The sequence below is a fragment of the Sphingobium sp. GW821-FHT02B05 genome, assembly GCF_059421905.1.
Window position 1 is genome coordinate 53,010 of the sequence record NZ_JBWKVW010000003.1, and the last position, 18,641, is coordinate 71,650.

Genomic DNA, 18,641 nt, shown 5'->3' on the forward strand with positions numbered 1-18,641 from the left:
TCATTCCGCCGGCTGCGCGGCGGCCACCATCGTCTCGCGCTTCTTCCCCGTCATCCAGGCGAAGAAGCGCGGTACGGGCGCATTGCGTTCCATCCATTCGCTATAGGCGCGATAGTCGGGGTCGGCGGACAGGTGCTGCTCCTCCGTCTTCGCGCGCCAATAATAGACGGCGTTGGTCAGCGCGAGCATGGCGCAGTTGCGCACCATGTCGGTCAGGCTGCCCGACACCGCCAGAAAGGGTAGCGCGGAAAACCACCAGAAGAGATTCTTGGCCAGATAGGCCGGGTGGCGCGTCCAGCGATAGGGGCCGTGGGTCAATATGCCGCGATGGGTGAGGTTGGAAAAACGCAGGCCGAACGCTACCGTCGCCCAGGCGTAAAGGCCCGTCAACGCCACAAGCCAGCCGCCCAGCAGCCATTGCAGCGCGGGCAGATCCTGCGTCCAATAATCCCATTCCGCGCCGCCGGCGTGATAATCCAGCGGCCCGCCATTGCCCATCAGCACGAAGGGCGGATAGCAGATCAGCGCCGCCAGCCAGCCGCCCAGGAACGGGTTGGCGGTGCGGATATGCGAATCGAGCGGTTTGAAGGTCAGCATATAGCCGACCGTCGCCAGGCAGACGTCGATCATGAACATGACCGCGATCAGGAAGCCGGCCATCGCCACCGGATGGGCGAAGGCGTCCTCTATCCGCCATGCGACCACGCTGGCGAAATTGCCCGGCACGATCGAGACCATGAAGGCGAGGAAGAAGCCCTTCACCGCCCAGGCGCGGGCATGATGGGCGACCTGGACCATGTCCGCCTGCCCCGCGCCGCCGCCGATGATCCATTGGCCAAAACTGTAGGAAGCGTCCTTCGGCTCCACAAGCCGGCGGTCGATCCAGAGGATATAGGGAATGGACAGCGCCAGCAGCCAGGGCGCGGCACCCATGAACAGGTCCATGGAAAACCGATAGTTGCCGGACCAGTACCAGCGCGCGATGCAATAGAAGGTCGCGATGGCCAGCCAGGTCGCCCACAGGCCCGCAATCTTGACGATGCTGATGTCCATCACGTCGCGCACGGTGCGGGCAGGCATGTCCCAGTCAATGCCGGTCGATGCGTTGCGATGCACCTTGTCGACGATCAGCGACCATAGCACCATCGGCAGCCCGCAGGCGACGACCGCCGTCAGTCCTGCATTGGGCCCATCCATGCCATAATGGCGCGCCACAAGCGTCCAGAGGCCAAGCCCGACAAGTCCGGCGATGCCGACCCCATGGCTGACGGCGGATTTGGGAATGGGATCGACCTTGCTCATGGCCGCAGCCCTAGCAGATAATGGTAAGCAAGCGGTGAACCAGCAGGGGCTGCGGTCCTGATCAGCGACGAAAGGGGGAGATGTGGTGCCCGGGGACGGAATCCAAGCGATCAAATAAAGATTTGATTTCAAATTTTTGATCGCAAGTCCGGCGCAGCGAGATACCGCCAAATATACCGCAAGCGGCAAATGGTGAGCCAGAAATCTAACTAAGCTTATAATATCATTTGAGAATTTTACAAGGGGTATCCACTTTCAGCCATCTGCGTCCAAACATTGAGAAATCCTCAGATTTTGAACATCGGTTCGGTTCCCATTTGATCAGCTTTGTCGGCAATCTTGGGCAACATTCGACCAGACCCGGACATTCGTGCACTCGACGGCGAAAGGCCGCTTGCGATAGAAGCAGCCGTTCGGGTCGAACCGAGCGGACTATCTACTTCGCGCCTATTTGGCGCCGTTGTTGCCCAAAACGCTGTCCACAGTGTTGATGGACATCAATATGGCCGGCTTCTCTCTCCCTCGCGGGCCGTCTGCCAATGGCCCACCTGCGGGCGACATCCTCTAAGAGCGTTCTGTGACCGGCTGAGACGCTTTGTCGGCAAGGAACTGAAGCGTGCACGTCGCCCATGGGTCGCGCTCCGCTTCAGAACCTGGCCGTGTGCCGAGAATCCCCATCCTTCTCAGCTCGGACCGCTCATCAGATGGAGCAGGCAAGTCCGTCAGCTTCTGGCCACGCAGTTCATCTAAAAGATATATGAAGTGCTCCGCCGCATATCGTTTGAAGCGCCGATTGCAGACGTACCCAGGACCGTAGCTTGGATTCTCATCTGAGTTGAACGCCAACGAGTTCAGGATCTCACAGCACAGGCGATATTCCTCCTTGCTCATGCGCACCTCTCCAAGTGTAAAAAGACCCTTTTCGACGACATAGGCCCTAAGAAGGCGCCCGTAGTTGGTCCCCGTGATGTCGTGGCTAACCTCAGGCGTTGTCCTCCGATCGAAGCTGTTGATGTAGGATTTCAGATCGGGGAAGCCGCAGGCTCGGACCAACCGAACGACTTGGATAGCCTGCCAGTGCAGCTTGCCACGGCGCGTCGGAATTGCCGCCGGATCATCCGAGTCGGCGTGTGCACAATTGTGCGCATTGAGCATGTCCGCGAACCGATTGGCGCCCGGAGCAGTCTCGCAGGCGCGATCGCCGGACGTGGTCTCGAGATCCAGCAGGCGCCTGAACCTCGCGAGGGTCCGATGCGCGAAATCATGGGCGTAGCGGTGACGGACGCGGAGCGCGGCCGCGCGCGATCGCTCCAGTCCATTCGAAGCTTTTGACAGCATTTCCATTCCGGCAAGGTAATCCGAAAAAATAGAAATGTAACTTGCCGTCGGCAGCGATGGCGCGGCCTCTTACGATGCCCCTGGTGTCGGCCGGTTCGCGAACGTCGCAGCTGGGGCGCCAAGCGGAGAAGACGACATGGATACGGGAACAACGAAGGCGACCAGCAAGCTTGCGGGCACTGCGAAGGTGCTTCGTGAGATGCGCGAGTTTGCCCAAATGGAAGATGAGTACGGGCATGATGTGGCGGTCTCAATCACCGCCAAGGCAATTCAGCGGTTCAATCCAGAGGTCACACAAGCCGACGTGAGGGGAACTGCGAGGGTGCTGCGGGCATTGCTGAGCGGCAATGTCAGCCTTGCGGTCGAGCTTAAGTGCGTTGAGTCGCGTGCGGCGCAGGCTGCGCACCAGCTTTTCCGGAACGTCCGCCAGCGCGAGTCGGCGGAACTGGGCTGAAGGTATGCATGGGGACGGCTGCGGCCGTCCCCATGCATACCTACCCAGCTGCCCTTTCGAGCCGCAACATCAATGGGAGCTTCTCACGACTGTCAGCTGATTTCATAGCCGAAGCTCCACTGCAACTTCCCCCATCTACAGGCCATCTCGGTCGTAAACTCGGGACTTGGGCAAGCCTCATGCTTAGATGAACGAATGACGGGAGTCGGAAGACGAGCAGGAGGGCCCGAGTGATGGTTTGTGCGTCATTATCGCCGGAAGCTGGCGGCAGCCGACCAACTCACATCGTTCCGACGCAGTGCGGTGAATGTCGGCTCGCGCCGGAACCGGCCATTCGCAGGTCTGACAATTGCCGGGCATAAAGGTACCCCGCATCGGGCCATTTCAGGCGATGAAAGCGCATCGTGCAGGCCGACGTTCGTTTTGGTGATGCTGATGGTCGCAACGGGCCACAAGCGGACCGTGGTTCAGATTGCTCTTGGCCACCGCAAACGATGCTTTATTACGCGATATCCGCCTGGCAGTGCCGCATCGATTGACAGATCCAGCCAATAACGACGGCAGTCGGAATATGATGGCACTGGTTGAGACGTTCGTCCGCTGCGTGCGCTCTCTGGGCACACGATTACGTCATCGCTGGCGGCGCTAGCGTACAAGGAAACATGGCATGCAGGTTCAGATCGCGGGCGTGTCCGATCTCGTTGACAGCTTCGAGGAACTGCTCGCAACGCACGGCGTAAGCATTCCCAGACACGCCTCGACTGGCACCGACATGCTTCCTCTCTGGCGGATCCTGAACACAATCAGAGCGGGGTTTGCCGGCACGCCCGATGACATGCGCCTCGAGTATACCGCTGGGCTGGCGGTCCACGACCTCGCCGCGAAGGTGTTGGCTGTGGAGAACCATCCGGACTTCCCGACGCTAATCCCCCATCTAGAAATGCTCGTGCTGGGCGCGGTCCACCTGACGCAGGAACCGCCTGCCGATGCGGACGCCTACAACAAGCTCGTGGAGGTCTACTGGGCCACACTGCTAATGGCCAGGAACATCAGGGTCCTGCTCGACCACCCTAAGAATTCGAAGGGCGACAACCCCGACGTAATCGCGCTGGACGGCAGCCGGGCCGCCCGCGCCTACGCCTTCAAGACGGTGCGTTCGCCACATACGCAAAGCCTCCTTGATCACATCGTCAAGGGTGTCGATCAGATCGAGCGATGCCCGGCGCCGGAGGGCATCGTAGCCTTCAACCTCACCCCCCGGCTACTCGGCGCAGGTCTCTGGCCGGAGGCCGGCTTCTTCGCGGACTGGCGGCAGCCCGCCATCTACACGATCGAAAAGCTGACAGGGATGATCTCCGACGTCCTGCAGGACAACGGGCAGGAGGCTATCGACGACGTCTTCGCGGGGAAGAAGGCGGTCGGCTCAATCCTGTGCGTCGCGTTCATCCCGACGGTCGCGAGAAACCCGATGACCAGGAACGCGGTGGTCATGCCTCTGAAGGTCGCCACGCTCGTCAACCTAGTCGCGAAGCGCCCCCCGTCCGAAGAGATGTTGGCGGAGATAGCGGCAGCGAACCACACCATGCAGACTGCGCTCGGCTGACATTGGGCATCGCGGCAATGCGTGAGGCGAAGCGACCGTTCCCCGCAAATGACGTTCGCGTCGACGACGCAGTGTAGTTCGCAACCGCCTTTACCTAACAACGCATCCGCACCATGATTAGATATGGCAGAGCCCCAAGTGCACAACTACGACCTCTTCGCGCACAGAGCTGGACGAAAGGCCGAGAGGGTGCTTGTCGTCACACCATATGTGGAGCGGGAGTTTTTTGAGCGCCTGATAGGCGACCTTAGACCGAGGCAGCTCTACGTCGTCATCGACGACGGATGCCGGCGCGATGACATCGAGATGATCAGGGACTGCGTAGCCGCCTCGAAGCGGAAGGTCGCGCTTACGTGCGTTCTGGGTTCCGCCCCGGGCCTCGTGCACCTGAAGCTCTTCTACATCGTCTGGACTACAGAGGCGAAGCGGACGGCGCGCACGCTGGTCTTCGGGTCGGCCAACGCCACCCGGCAGGGCTTCGGCGGCAACGTGAACGCTGAGCTCATAGCTAGCTGCCGCCTCACGAAGACTCGGCACTCTCACATCATCAACTGGTGCGAAGGCGTCGTGGCAGCGACCTCCTCCGGCGAGGAAAGCTTGATCGGACCAGCCAGAGACCTAGACCTTGGCACCGGTCTCCAGCTCCGGCTTCCTGGCATCAGGATCGGCCGGGAAAGGTCCAGCCTCAGCAATTTCGACCTGTGGATCCAGCGTGGCTACCTTCTTTCCGACTACCGACCGGAGCCGAGCTTCCTGAAAGTGACCGTTCGCCTAAAGCAGTCGCTGGCACAGTCGGAGGAGTCGCAGATGGTTACCCAGAGCGGCTTCGACGTCCCCGTGAACAAGACCCTCACATATCACTACGTGGGTAACTCCGGTGCGCCCGAAGACGGTCAAGGGCCAGCGGAAGAGCCCGACGGCGAAGCGGGAAACTGGCGCCGCAGGCTGTTCGTGTGGACCCACCTCGGAGACTGGAGCTCGGAAGCGTGCCACCGGGCTAACGGCATAAAGTTCAAACGCCGCGGATATGAGGACCGCGTGGCGCAAATCCGGGCGCTGGAAGGACTGGATGATGTGGCCGCACTGGGGAACGCGCGTCAGGCATTCCTTGACGCTGTCTCCGGACTCTGGGACCGACTGGGGAGCGCAGCAGGCACGTTTTTAGAGGGCGGCGCCAGCCTGGACCGAACGCACTACGCGAGGGTATTCGACGAAAGGGTAGCGAGAGACCTGGAACTGATCGAAGACTTGGAGTTTAGGCGCCGCTACCTGACCGGCTACGAGCTGGCTCAGGTGCCGCGATTCCGGACGGACATACGCGGCTGGAACGAATTCCTAGAAAGCATGACCCGGCAGCTGTGCCTTGACGATGCGCGTGGCGGCCGGAGCCACTCGCTTTTCCTCAAGGCGGTCAGGGAGGCCGTCCAGGCCGTTGGCGCGGACAGCTCGGTTCTCGAGGAGAGCGGCTCGCTGCTGGCATTCCTGCGCAGCACGTGGCGAGACTCCAAGAAGCGGCCCGGCAGGCTCGCCAAGCCAGCACTCATCCTAGAAGCCTATCACGCACGGTGACCCGCCCCGCGACTGGCCCCGCTCCCACCACTGATTAGACGGATTGAAGTTACCAAGTCGGCAATCGACCAGACAAGGCCTTTCGTGCTCGATCCTGTAAATGACCGGTTCCGGCAGAGGCAGTCGCTTGCATCGGACGAAGCGGATCGGCGGCATGGCGCCACTTATCCGGTCAAACTGGATGAAAAAACAGGGAGGACGTCACCCCGAGCGAATCCATAGCGAATGGTGGCGCAATGACAGGGAGCGGTGGGCGGTACGTGATTATTTTCGCGTCGAGGTCGAAGGCAGCCAGCGCTTCTGGCTGTTCCGGCGAGGCGATGGCGTAGAGCCGGCGACGGGCCACCTAAGCCGGAACATCCATGGCGTGTCGGGCTGATGGCAAAAGGACTCAGAACTCCACGCGGTCCTCCTTCATCCGGTCCGTGTACCCGACGAGATACATGGAGCCGTAGAAGTCGAGCAGGTCCGGCCGGTCCGAGTACTCGACGCGCTTCCCAACTTGCCCGGCCATCTGCTCTATCGCCTCGATGCTGGCCTCGATCTCGCCCGGCGGGCGACCAAGGCGGTTCCCCAGCGTCGCCGCAAGCCGCTCGATCCGCTCGACCGGCCGAGGGTGCGTGTCGCTTGCGGAGAACCGGCCCAGCATACCGGCGGCTGCGCTCGTCTCCAAGAAATGCAGGAACAGTAGCACGTCGAACGCGCCACGCGCGAGCGCTTCCCGTGCAGCATGGTCCGGGCCGGCCGCCAGCACCGCGCGGCTGTCGGCGGCGTACTCGCACTCATGCGAGTAGGTCTTGATGTCGCCACTGGCATCGCCAGCATCGAGATGGCCTTCCAGCACGTGCGCGAACTCATGCCCGAACGTGAACTCCATCTGGGTCGCAGTCCGCGACTGGATTTCCCGCTCGACGCGCGGGGGAAGCACCGCGCGAGGATCCAAATCGAAGTCGAAGGACTCGCTGCCGCGCATGATGCGCAGCGCAATCAGGGCGGCATCGATGCAGTCGCCCGGCCCGATCCCGGAATACGGCCCGTACATCGCGATATTCATGAAATAGTAGAAGCTGCGCAGGTTTTCCGCGACTATGACCACGTCGCCAAGAAGGGTCTTGCGGGCGACGGCATTGGCCTCGTTGATCGGCGCTAGGCCATATGGGATGGCCTTGACGATGCGCTGCTGGGCCCGGCTAAGCCGGGCAATGTAGCGCTTCGCCTCGCTATTCTGCGCATTGTAGTAATCGGTCAGGGTCCACCGCCTCCCGCGCGCCTCGAACCTCGCGCGTCGGTCGCGAAAGGTGCGGACTGCGCGCGTCGAGGCCGCGATCGCCTTGAGGCGGACGCGAAGAAGATAGTCGTGCGGGGTGCGAAGGTCGCGCATCCTGATGACCTCGTGCTTCGCCCCATAGGCTAGGTCAAGGTTCTCCTTTTCCGTGAGGTCCGGGTCCATCCGGATCACCCCGGTATAGTGGTAGCGAGTCCCGTCCCCGTTATCGACGATCACGCCCTGCGCCGCGCGCCTTGAGCCAGGAACTAGGGCGAGGAACCGGCGTACCTCCTCCTCGGTCATGGCCCGGTTCCCAGGCAAGGGCGGTCGATCCTCCAACGCGTCTTCCTCGATTGATGTGCAGCGCCCGGTTTCCGTGCGGGCCGGGACAAAGGCGGAAGCCGCTGCTCTATATGGTTCCGGGACAAAGATAGGATGGCGGATGGGAATCGCGAAATGAAAACGACCGGTGAGGCGAGTATGAAGATCACCGGGAGGGCCGAGCACTTTCTCGCGTTCGCACTCCTCTTTCCCGACGGCGCCTATCCGGGCGTCACCGTCCACACGGCGATCGTCGGCGAGAAGTTGGGACTGCTGGACCGCGTCGTGGACGACAGCGGCACGGCCACGTTCGTCTCCGGGGCGACTTGACTAAGCCTGGCGGGCGCGATCCGCCGGCTGGATCGCTCGCGAGATACTTGCGCCGCTGAACAGCTACGCGTCGATCAAGGACGACCTGCGTCGAAGCATGACTTGGGATTATCTTTCGGATGGCACCTTGAGTATCGAAAGCCTTTCGGCTGCGCTGGGCTATAGCGAACCGAGCGCCTTCTACCGCGCCTTCAGGAAGTGGCACGGGACGACACCTCGTAGTTCCCCGGCAGCGCGGCCGACGCCGCAGTAGCGCGCGGATGTCGAGACTTAACCAGGAAGGCCTGCGATTGCCCCAGGTCTCACGGAGTCGCCTCGCTGGCGTCGACTTCGAAGAATAGCCCTGACGCGACACCTTCGCCTTCGGCGCCAATGTTTTCCACGTGCCGATCCCAGGCGATGCCGCGGTAGTAGGGCAAGGCAGGCGTCGGATTGGCTGATGCTGTGTCGAGGACGAACACGAACAAGCGCTCATCTGGATGACTTTCGAGCAGTTCTGCGAAATGTCCGCGGGCAAGTGCGATACGGTCTGCCGAGGACATCCTTCCCATGGCGATGCACGCAAAGGCGGATGGACGAAGTTGATGCGGAGCCTGCATCAGGAGGCCGTCCCGAGGGTATCGTCCCGGTAGTCGCCGAACCTTGCGGCGTAGCTTCCGGACATCCTCCTCGAAACGCTTCTGCGAGAGCAAGGGGATGTTCAGAAGGTCGTAGACCATGTCTGTCCAGCCAGGCGCCCTTCGCTCCTCGCGCTCCCGGATCAGCTTATCCCACCATGCAGTCGTCCGCTTTGGCAGCTTTACCGTCGCATCATAGTGAGGGGAGCCCTTTTGGTAGAAGCGCAGAAAATCGGACAAGCCATAGAGCGCCACCGGGCTGCGATCTTCGACATCATTCCAGAGACGCACGAAGCCGGTGCGGAGGTAATGGGCGATAAGGTCCAATTCGTCTGCGATGAACTCGAAGTCCCGTTCGAGTTCGGTGCGGCGAAGGAGAAAGTGGAGGCAATGCCCCTCGCTGCCCAAGAGGTCCCTCACTTGCCAAAGGTCTCCGATCGTAAGGATCGGCATCGGCATGCCGCCAGCGCGCTCGATCCGCGCCCGCAGATGCCCCTCTAGGCCAAAGCTGGCCATCGTCACGCGCTCGAGAGAGACCCCAAAACGCACGACATGGCGGACGTCGTCGAGACGCAGCCTAACCGTTCGCCCGTCGGCACGTAGCTCGATGGCCTCGCGTTTCTGGTCGCGGAGCGCTTGCTCGAGCCTCCAACTTTGCACAGCGGCTTCGACCGCGATGTCGTCAAAATCGCGCAACCACTTGTTGCTTCCACGCCTGCCGGTCATCGAGAGGGCATCGCCCTTGGCCTCGAAGATCAGGACTAGTCCGTCTATCAGGGCTATAGCGTCGGTCTCGAATTCCTTGCCGACGGCGTCGTCCCATTTAACGGATCGCAGTACCTCCGCGTGCGGCAGCATTTGCTGAAGGGCTTCGACGAGCATGTCTTCCAGCGCGGTCCCGCGCGCCTTGCCTACCAATTCTCCTGGCCGTTCGGAGATGTCGCTTGCGAGTTCCGCCATGATATCGAACTGGGACGAGAGCAGCGTTCCCGGGGAGAAGCAGAACCATCGCCCCTGATGCTTTATGAACGGTCGCCTCCAAATCGGATTGTCGAGGTGCAAGTGCGCGGGGTCAGCGTCGCGCAACTCGCCCTCAGCCATCGACAGCCGGTCCAGAAGCTTCGCCAAAGTGGCGACGTCGACATCGGGGATCGCCGGCGAGAGAATTCTCGGATCAATTTCGTATGGTTTCGTCCAAGCAGGGTCGAATCTCTCGATCTTGCCAGCCAGCCATTCCGGGATCACAACCTTCAGTTTGCTTGAATTCAGCGCGGCCTGAACAGCCACGGCGAATGCCATGCTGATCATCGACGCTTGCCCGAGCGTCAGTCCGAGTGAGGGAAGCTCGACCCGTTCCAGATTTCTGGCCACCCGCCGGAATATCTGCGCGGCGTGGTGCGCATAGAAGGTGTGTCGGACCAGCAACGTCTGCATGCGACGGCGGGAAAGTACATGCCCTTTTTCATCCGTCGGCGGCTTCGCAGTTTGGTCGAGAAAGAGATGAAGGTCGGCTGTCAACGCCTCGATAAAATTCTCCGCTGTTGCAGTGGTAAGTGCATCGCCTGGAAACGCGGACCGTAGCAGCTGTGCTTGTGCCAGTTCGACCGCCGCGATGCCTATCCGCTGAGGTGGCTCTTGTAGCGTGGTCATCTGCTCAATCGCGGCCAGCAACGTGAGCAATTCCAGAGAATCTAGTCGATCCCCCTCCTCAGCGATTGTCTCGACTGCCGCTTCGTAAAGGCGATTTGTCTCGTTCTGATCGAAACTGGGAGAATGATCCGCTCCGTAGGCCTCGCTTGAGGGAATTCCACGGATCGTGGTCATTTGATCGAGGGTGAGTGGTTTCTGAATTCGCTTGACCATGTTGGTGTACTATCGCTGCTTCAAGGCCGACGCCAATTTGCAGCCAAGAATCTCGCCGGCCTTTAGCCGACCTGCATGACTCGTCCGATTTTACGTCCGGAAAGCGGTCAAATTCTGACGATCTGCGTTATCGGTCATGGGCTCATTGAATGTCCGCTCCTTAGGAAGAGCTGCCGTTCGGACTATCGCTATGGAACAGCAGCAATGTCCCACGATCCGGCGTTCGCTTTCGGCGAAACCGACCCTTTGCTGCTCTTTAGCGCCCAAATTTCGCTTCCCAAGTGCGGATGAGGTGGATGGCTCCCGCTCACGGCATCTAAGTGCCAAGATGGGTTTGCTGTCATGCAACCCGAGAAGGAGCCACCCGCCATGGAGATTAGCACGATCGGCCTCGATTTGGCCAAAAACGTTTTTCAGGTTCACGGTATCAGCGCGACCGGAGAGGTCGTCATTCGCAAGGCGCTGCGGCGATCGCAGATGTTGCCGTTCTTCGAGAAGCTGCCGCCGTGCCTTGTCGGCGCCGAGGCCTGCGGGACGTCGCATCACTGGGCGCGCGAACTGACGAAGCTGGGCCATGAGGTGCGGCTGATGCCGGCGGCTTACGTGAAGCCTTATGTGAAGCGCGGTAAGAACGATGCCGCCGACGCAGAGGCAATCTGCGAAGCGGTCACACGTCAGACGATGCGGTTCGTGCCCGTCAAGTCGCGCGAGCAGCAGGCAGCGTTGTCGCTGCACCGCGTGCGTAGCCTGCTGATCAAGCAGCGCACGCAGCTGGTCAACATGATGCGCAGCGTGCTCGCCGAGCTGGGCATCGCGATCCCGGTGGGGATCGTGAAGGCACTGCAGATGGCGCGGGAGATCGCCGAGGGTGAGTCCAAGCTCGACCTGCCGACCGAAGCGGTGAACGTCGTCGCCATGCTGGCAGGACAACTGCTCCAGCTTCACGCCCAGTTGCGAAAGCTCGACCTGCGTCTCGCCGCTCTGCAGCGGAGCGACGACAGGGCCCGGCGCCTGGCGACGATCCCTGGTATCGGGCCGATCGGCGCGACCGCACTTGCCGCGGCAGTGACTGATCCAAGCCAGTTCTCGTCAGGGCGCCAGTTCGCCGCCTGGCTGGGGCTGACCCCGCGGCAGAGTTCGAGTGGCGGCAAGGACCGATTGGGGCGCATTACCAAGATGGGCGACAGATATCTGCGGCAGCTCCTGGTCATTGGCGCAACCGCGCTTGTCCGATACGCCAAGCAGAAACCCAGCACGGTCGATCCGCGCTTTGTCGCTCTGCTCGCCAGAAAGCCTGCGCGCGTTGTCTCGGTCGCCATCGCCAACAAGATGGCGCGGATCGCATGGGCGGTCATGGCGCGCGGCGGCGTCTTCGAACGCGGGCATGCGCCCATGCTGGCAGCAGCATAGATCAAGAGTTTAGCTGAGGAGATCAGCTTCACGAGGTTGTGAGAGCGAAGGATGTGATGGCAAAACCGGTCGGACCGGGAACAAGGACAACCCAAGGACTGTCTTAGGCGTCATAGCCTGCAAAGCCGATCGGACCTTGTTCGCGGACCCCATCAGGGCCAGCAGTCTACACCGACTGCATCAACAGGCCGGACAGACGACTGCACCCGACGGAACGTCAGATCATCACTTTATGCTTGCAACGCGGGAGCCATCCACAGAAGACAGTCCGCTTACCCGGCAGGTCATCCCAAAGCGTCTGCTCTTTCCTCGCGGACAGACTCTACGTCAGACTGAGGGACCTTTCGGGAGGCACGTCACTGCTGTAAATGAATGCGCTAAAATCAAACTGAAAGGGATTTGTCATCCTGCGCCAATCGGGTCGGCGGCGGAGTACGACAGATGCGAAGAGCGACGAGGCAAGGAACAAGTCGAAGAATATGCTGACGCCCGGGGAAATATACGCGAATCTTGACGACCTTGCCGCAAAGCCTCCAGCAGGAGGCGAGTTCGGCTTGGCGTTGATGGAGGCGGTGGGCGCACCGCGAGCTACCATCACGAAACTGCGCGATACCGCTAAAGACGGTGCATTCTTGTGGGCTCGGATGCTCCGTTTCGAAGCGACCGAACACGGAGGGGTGGACGCGGCGCTGGATCGGATGCGCGCGGAAGCCGACGCTGCACCGAAGGGGCGACGTCCTCGGATTTTGCTCGCCTATGATGGTGAGCGCATCGCTGCCTATGATACGAGCCCGAAGTTCGACGAGGAACCGCTGCGTGTAGGCCTTGATATGCTCTCGCTGGAAAGCGACGTTTTCTTTCCGCTTGGCGGGCATGAGAGATACGTTCCTAAAAAGGAGAGAATGGCCGATGTGCGGGCCACGCGATTCATTTCTCGCTTCCATGACGCGGTACGCGACGCCAATCCCGGCTGGAAAACGGAAGCGGATCGCCACGCGCTCAATATCTTCATGGCGCGCATCTTGTTCTGCCTCTTCTCTGACGATGTCGGTATCTTCGATAAGGACGTGTTCGAGACTGCTATTCGGCAGTCAAACGTGGACGGCACCGACCTTTCTGCGTTTCTTGAAAACGCTTTCAAGCACATGGATACACCGCCAGGGCGGCGATCGCGTGAGACCCGCCCTTGGTCCAAGCTGAAATACGTAAACGGCTCCCTGTTCGAAGAAAACGCGCCAACTCCGGCCCTGGATGGGCGTTGCCGCAAGCTGCTGCTCGACTGTGCAGGGTTGAATTGGAAGCTCATCAATCCTGACATTTTTGGATCGATGCTTCAGGCGGTTGTTGACGTTGAGAAGCGTGGCGAACTGGGGATGCATTACACATCGCCAGCCAACATCATGAAGGTGCTGGAGCCCATCCTACTCGATTCACTGCAAGGGGAGTTGGAACGAGCTGGGGCGAACAAGGGGCGCCTGCGCGAATTCCTCGAAAGGCTCGGCCGCATCCGCGTGTTCGACCCGGCATGTGGCTCCGGTAACTTTCTGATCCTCGCCTACAAAGAGCTGCGGTCTCTAGAGACTGAAGCTTTGCGCCGCCTTGCCATGCCGCGGCTATCGGGAATTGCACTGGAGCAGTTTTTCGGGATCGAGATCGACGACTTCGCGTGCCAGGCGGCACGGCTGGGCCTTTGGATCGCCAAGTATCAATGTGACCAGCAGTTAGAATTGGACCTGGGCCAGCGCACCGACTTCCTGCCGCTTCAGAAGGCTGGGGTCATTGTGAAGGGCAACGCGGCGGATATCGATTGGTTAGAGGTTTGCCCCCTCAATGCAGGGGCGGAAACTGTGGTGGTAGGGAATCCGCAGTTCCGCGGCTCATCCTATTGGTCGCCCGAGCAAAAGGCCGACATGGCATGCGTGTTCAAGGGGCGCGTCAAGAACTGGGGCAATCTCGACTACGTGACGCTCTGGTTCGTCAAAGCGCGTGATTACGCGCTGGTAACAGGCGCGCCATTCGCCTTCGTGGCCACCAACTCCATCGTACAAGGGGTGCAGGTGCCCGAACTGTGGCCGCATCTGCTCGACGGCATGGAAATTCGTTTCGCGCACCGTTCGTTCAAATGGTCGAACCTCGCCGCCCACAATGCGGGCGTGACCTGCGTAATCGTCGGCATGGGGCGGCCGACGAACGCGCCTAAGCGCCTGTTCGACGGCGATACCGTGCGCGACGTGGATGTAATTGGCCCCTACCTAGCGCCCGGTACGACGGCAATCGTAGCCAAGACGAGCAAGCCGCTCGCACGGGACCTTCAACCGATGGTCTTCGGCAACAAACCGACCGACGGTGGCAACCTGATCCTTGATCGCAACGAGCGCGATGCGCTGCTCGAGGCGCACGCGGATGCGGCGCGTTTCGTGCGGCGGCTCTACGGCTCTCAAGAATTGATGAAGGGAATTGAACGGTACTGCCTATGGGTGGGCGACGACGAGGCCGAGGAGGCCAAGTCCATCCCAGAACTCGCACGACGGTTCGAGGCCGTGGCACGGGACCGGTCTAAAGAAAAGGCGTCGGACATTTCGAAAGCGTTTGCGGATCGGCCTTATCGCTTTCTACAAAGGGCGGGCGCAGCGACATCGCATACGATCATGGTGCCACGACCTTCAAGCGAGGACCGCTTTTACCTTCCCGTCGATGTAATGGATCAAACCAACATTACGTCTAGTGAAGCGTTCGCGATCTTCGACGGTGATATCTGGCAGGCTGCGGTTCTGTCTTCTCGGCTTCATCGGTTATGGCTTGAACTCGTTGGCGGAAAACTTGAAACGCGGGTGCGCTATTCCAATACCCTTGTATGGAATACCTTCCCCCTTCCGTACCTGTCGGATCGTCGTAAGGCGGACCTCGAGGAGCACTGGTGGACGATCGACGAGGCGCGCAAGGAGGCGGGATTTGGCCGCTCTCTCGGCGAACTTTACGTCCCTGCCAAAATGCCTCACGCCCTGCGGCGCGCACATGAGGAGTTGGACGAGACGATGGAGACGATCTTCGGCTCGCGCCGCTACCGTTCGGATGCAGATCGGATCGAGCACATGCTACAATTGTACGCACGCATGGCGGGGGGAGAGCCGAAGCCCTCCGAGATCAAGGAAGAGGTAAACGCATGAGCGAGACTAAGAACAAGGCAGGCGAAAACGGTCTCGGCTCGATCACGCTCAACTACGATGGTACGGGCGCGTCTAAGGCGACCAACCATCTCGGCATGCGCGTCATGCAGGCTAGGGTCTGGGACAAGCGGGACGCGCAGCACCTCCTGGTGAAATCGCCACCAGCATCCGGCAAGTCGCGCGCTGCCATGTTCGTAGGGCTGGAAAAGCTGCGCACCAGCTCCGTCGACCGCGTTGTGATCGCAGTGCCCGAGCGCTCCATCGGCGCTTCCTTCCGGGACACGGGTCTCGTGGCAGGCGGCTTTCACTCGGACTGGCGGCTAGACCTCGACCTTTGCACTGTCGGCTCGGAGACAGGCCGCAAGGTGGAAGAGTTGATCGGGTTTCTTCGGGGCGAGGGCGGCGCGCGGACAGCATTGTGCACCCACTCCACCCTGCGCGCCGCCTACGCCAAGACGGATGACGTGACTTTGTTTGACCGCGCGCTCATTTGCGTGGACGAACTCCACCATGCCTCCTCAGACGAGAACAGCAGGCTGGGCAACCTGCTACGTGGGCTGATCGACCGGGCGGGTGAAGCGGGGCCCGACGCCGCGCATATCCTCGCCATGACGGGTTCGTACTTTCGCGGCGATGGTACGGCGGTGTTGCATCCACAGGATGAGGCCCGTTTCGAGAGGGTGCCCTATACCTATTACGAGCAGCTCAACGGCTACGAGTACCTCAAGACGCTACGCATTAACTTCCGCTTCTACCAGGGCAAATACCTCGACGCGATCGGCGATGCGCTCGACCCGCATCTGAAGACTATCGTGCATATCCCCCATGTTGGGTCGGCCGAGGGCAGCGGGGTCAGTAAGATGTTCGCGGTTGACGCGATAGTGGATGCCATCGGTGACCGATTAGGCAAGAACCCCAAGATCAGCATCGATCCCACGACCGGCTTTGTGCACCTTACCGCTGGCGGTCATACGCTCAAGATCGCGAACCTTGTGGACGACAGCACCGACCGCGAAAAGGTGCTGGCGAGCCTGCGCGCGGTAAAGGACCGCGACGATATCGACATCATCATCGCGCTCGGCATGGCCAAGGAGGGCTTCGACTGGATATGGTGTGAGCATGTTCTCACCGTCGGCTACCGGGGCTCACTGACCGAAGTCGTGCAGATCATCGGTCGAGCGACGCGCGATGCGCCGGGCAAAACGGAGGCGCAGTTCACCAACCTCGTATCAGCCCCCTTCGCTAAGGACGAAGCAGTGAGCCGCGCCGTCAATGATATGCTTAAGGCCATCTCGGTGTCGCTCCTGATGGAGCAGGTGATGGCGCCGGTCTTCAAGTTTCGCACGCACAAAGGTGCGGACCAATTCGATGGGGCGCCCGGCGATAAGCCGAATCCGGGGCCGGTAACAAACGCCGGCGAGATCGAGATTATTGGCATGCCGGAGATTGACGAGAAGGCTGTCGAGGCGATCGAAAACGATTTTAACGACCTGTTCGCCGACGTGCAGAACGACTCGCGCACGCTGACGGTTATGATCAACCCCGACGACCACCACACGGATGTGATGTACGACCTCGTGGTTACCGATGTGATCAAGCGGCGCTATCCTGGCTTCTCGGCCGAGCAGGTCGAGGACGCGGTGGGCCTGTTCGGCGTCCGCGCTGGACTGGGCCGAGAGGTCGCCAAGGACCCGAGCATTATCCAGACACCCGACATGTCCGAGGGGGAACAGTCTCTCTTCGCGGAGCCGGACGATGGCACCGGCGAGAAGGCCCCGAACGCATCGAGCGCCGGTGACCGGTTTGTGCAACAAGCTAAGCGGTTCATAAACGTGAGGGAGTTGCAGGTCGACTTGCTCGGCGGCCGACGCGACTTCGATGACGCCTATGAGCTGTTATCTAAGGAACTTTCCGAGGAGTTGCTCGCGCGCCTTCATGGCGAGGTTCGAGCGTTAAAGGTGAGCATGACACAGGATGAGGCTGAAAAGCTCTATCCCCGCATCAAAGAATTCATTCAGCGCGAGGGTCGCGAACCTAACCTGAATTCCCCCAATGGACGCGAGGTCAGGCTGGCGGAAGGTTTGGCTTTCATGCGCAAACTTTCGCGGGAAAAGCGTGCTGCCATGGCAGGCGCGGACAAGGGACAGGTCGATGCCTGAAACGATCGACTATCTCAACGACGAACTTCTAATCACACCTGGCGAGAGGCCCAAGGCCGCGCGAACGCCCCTCCTCGCCCGCGCGGTTGAGGTCATCGAAAGCATCAACGCGTTCATGGATGAGACCGGTGCCGAGCCGGTCTCTGAGCCAGGGCGCAGTGTGCGGGAGCGCATGCTTGCCAATGAACTGGCTGGGCTGCGAGCATCGAAGGCTGACCTGGATGGGCTCGCATCTTACGACACGCGTAATCTTGTATTCGGTGGGGTACGTGTCGTAGATCCTCTCGATGATCCGCTGCTTGCTGATGGCTTTGATATCTTCGAAGTGCGTGACGAACTAAAGCCGATGGCGCGCCCCGACTTCGTCGCCGACCGGCGCCCTTGCCCGGATTTTGAGCGTTTCGACCCGCTGTTTGATAGCATTCGCAAGGCTGTCGACGAAGGGACGCGTAGGCCCCAGCATTTTCGGCAGGAGCGCGTCGAGTTGGGCGAGTTCTTCGTCCTCAAGGGGCAGCTCGTCCATGTTGCGGACCTTCGCGACGAGCACCGGCGCAATAGTAAGCCGGACGCTCGCCTGCGCGTCATTTTCGACAACGGCACGGAGTCCAACCTGCTGATGTCATCGCTCGTCCGGCGGCTTTACGAAGACAAGGATGCGCGGCGCATCGGCACCACAAATGCCGGCCCCCTGTTCGAGGGCGCGCGAACAGGCTTCGTTTACGTGCTGCGTTCTCGATCGGATAAAACCGAAGTCCAGGGATTGCTTAAGGTAGGCACGACATCGGGAGCAGTGGAGGATCGCATTGCGCATGCCGAAACGCAGGCGACATTCTTGTTCGCACCAGTAGACATTCTAGTTACCTTCGAACTGGTGGGTCACTCGGCAAAGGAAGCTGAACAGCTTATCCACCGAGCGCTTCGATCGTATCACGTCGCCCTGAGGGTGACGGGACCTGACGGACGATCCTTCAGTGCGACCGAATGGTTCAAAGTGACGCCAGAGCTTGTGGAAAAGGCCATAGAAGAGGCGCTTGGTTAATGGCGGCGAAGCGGAAGCCTGATCTACAGTGCCGGAACTCGGCTCTCAGGTACACACCTTCCGCTTTTCCGGCAGCTCGCACCAACCCGCGCAGTTCCGGTACAAGCACGCGTATGTCGGCTGACGCCGAAATAGGTCAATCGCAGCCATGACGGTAGCCGGTAGGCTACGCGCTCATTTCGGATTTTGTCCGTTAAATGAT

At 60.6% G+C, this 18,641-nt stretch carries 14 protein-coding genes; 10 read left to right on the top strand and 4 right to left on the bottom strand.

What is annotated here, in order from left to right:
* Together AC07UX_RS12480 and AC07UX_RS12485 are read right to left on the bottom strand one after the other, a co-directional pair.
* Positions 1 to 1,302, bottom strand: a complete 1,302-nt coding sequence (locus AC07UX_RS12480; RefSeq protein ID WP_495192343.1) for a methyltransferase family protein — start codon at positions 1,300 to 1,302, stop codon at positions 1 to 3.
* A gap of 564 nt (positions 1,303 to 1,866) precedes the next feature.
* A complete protein-coding gene (locus AC07UX_RS12485) occupies positions 1,867 to 2,646 on the bottom strand; it encodes a hypothetical protein (protein ID WP_495192344.1) in 780 nt (259 codons plus the stop codon).
* A 130-nt stretch (positions 2,647 to 2,776) separates the two neighbouring features.
* On the opposite strand from AC07UX_RS12485, the gene AC07UX_RS12490 reads away from it, so the two are divergent.
* From AC07UX_RS12490 to AC07UX_RS12505, 4 genes are all read left to right on the top strand, one after another.
* The gene (locus AC07UX_RS12490) at positions 2,777 to 3,094 is read left to right on the top strand and encodes a hypothetical protein (RefSeq protein WP_495192345.1); all 318 of its coding nucleotides are present in this window, start codon (positions 2,777 to 2,779) and stop codon (positions 3,092 to 3,094) included.
* 667 nt (positions 3,095 to 3,761) lie between these two features.
* Positions 3,762 to 4,697 carry a hypothetical protein gene (locus AC07UX_RS12495; protein ID WP_495192346.1) on the top strand — a complete coding sequence of 312 codons (936 nt, stop codon included), beginning with the start codon at positions 3,762 to 3,764 and terminating at the stop codon, positions 4,695 to 4,697.
* A gap of 123 nt (positions 4,698 to 4,820) precedes the next feature.
* The gene (locus AC07UX_RS12500) at positions 4,821 to 6,266 is read left to right on the top strand and encodes a phospholipase D-like domain-containing protein (protein WP_495192347.1); all 1,446 of its coding nucleotides are present in this window, start codon (positions 4,821 to 4,823) and stop codon (positions 6,264 to 6,266) included.
* Positions 6,267 to 6,366: 100 nt separating this feature from the next.
* Complete coding sequence (locus AC07UX_RS12505; RefSeq protein WP_495192348.1) at positions 6,367 to 6,645, top strand: hypothetical protein; 279 nt, start codon at positions 6,367 to 6,369, stop codon at positions 6,643 to 6,645.
* Positions 6,646 to 6,657: 12 nt separating this feature from the next.
* Here the strand turns inward: AC07UX_RS12505 and AC07UX_RS12510 are convergent, their stop codons facing one another.
* Positions 6,658 to 7,836, bottom strand: coding sequence for a M48 family metalloprotease (locus tag AC07UX_RS12510; protein WP_495192349.1), 1,179 nt, complete (start codon positions 7,834 to 7,836; stop codon positions 6,658 to 6,660).
* A gap of 153 nt (positions 7,837 to 7,989) precedes the next feature.
* Here AC07UX_RS12510 and AC07UX_RS12515 point away from each other — a divergent pair, with 153 nt between their 5' ends.
* Together AC07UX_RS12515 and AC07UX_RS12520 are read left to right on the top strand one after the other, a co-directional pair.
* A complete protein-coding gene (locus AC07UX_RS12515) occupies positions 7,990 to 8,184 on the top strand; it encodes a hypothetical protein (protein ID WP_495192350.1) in 195 nt (64 codons plus the stop codon).
* 85 nt (positions 8,185 to 8,269) lie between these two features.
* Entirely contained in the window at positions 8,270 to 8,437 is a 168-nt protein-coding gene (locus AC07UX_RS12520; RefSeq protein WP_495192630.1) for a helix-turn-helix domain-containing protein, read from the top strand.
* Between the two features lie 49 nt (positions 8,438 to 8,486).
* Here the strand turns inward: AC07UX_RS12520 and AC07UX_RS12525 are convergent, their stop codons facing one another.
* Positions 8,487 to 10,664: a hypothetical protein gene (locus AC07UX_RS12525; RefSeq protein WP_495192351.1), complete on the bottom strand. Its 2,178-nt coding sequence runs from the start codon at positions 10,662 to 10,664 to the stop codon at positions 8,487 to 8,489.
* Between the two features lie 369 nt (positions 10,665 to 11,033).
* Here AC07UX_RS12525 and AC07UX_RS12530 point away from each other — a divergent pair, with 369 nt between their 5' ends.
* From AC07UX_RS12530 to AC07UX_RS12545, 4 genes are all read left to right on the top strand, one after another.
* Positions 11,034 to 12,074 (top strand): IS110 family RNA-guided transposase, encoded by a 1,041-nt coding sequence (locus tag AC07UX_RS12530; RefSeq protein WP_495192352.1) that lies wholly within the window; start codon positions 11,034 to 11,036, stop codon positions 12,072 to 12,074.
* Between the two features lie 479 nt (positions 12,075 to 12,553).
* On the top strand, positions 12,554 to 15,241 hold the full coding sequence (locus AC07UX_RS12535) for a DNA methyltransferase (protein WP_495192353.1): 2,688 nt from the start codon (positions 12,554 to 12,556) through the stop codon (positions 15,239 to 15,241).
* On the top strand, positions 15,238 to 17,400 hold the full coding sequence (locus AC07UX_RS12540) for a DEAD/DEAH box helicase (protein ID WP_495192354.1): 2,163 nt from the start codon (positions 15,238 to 15,240) through the stop codon (positions 17,398 to 17,400). The genes AC07UX_RS12535 and AC07UX_RS12540 overlap by 4 nt, the downstream gene beginning before the upstream one ends.
* Positions 17,393 to 18,439, top strand: a complete 1,047-nt coding sequence (locus tag AC07UX_RS12545; RefSeq protein ID WP_495192355.1) for a GIY-YIG nuclease family protein — start codon at positions 17,393 to 17,395, stop codon at positions 18,437 to 18,439. The genes AC07UX_RS12540 and AC07UX_RS12545 overlap by 8 nt, the downstream gene beginning before the upstream one ends.
* Positions 18,440 to 18,641 lie beyond the last annotated feature (202 nt).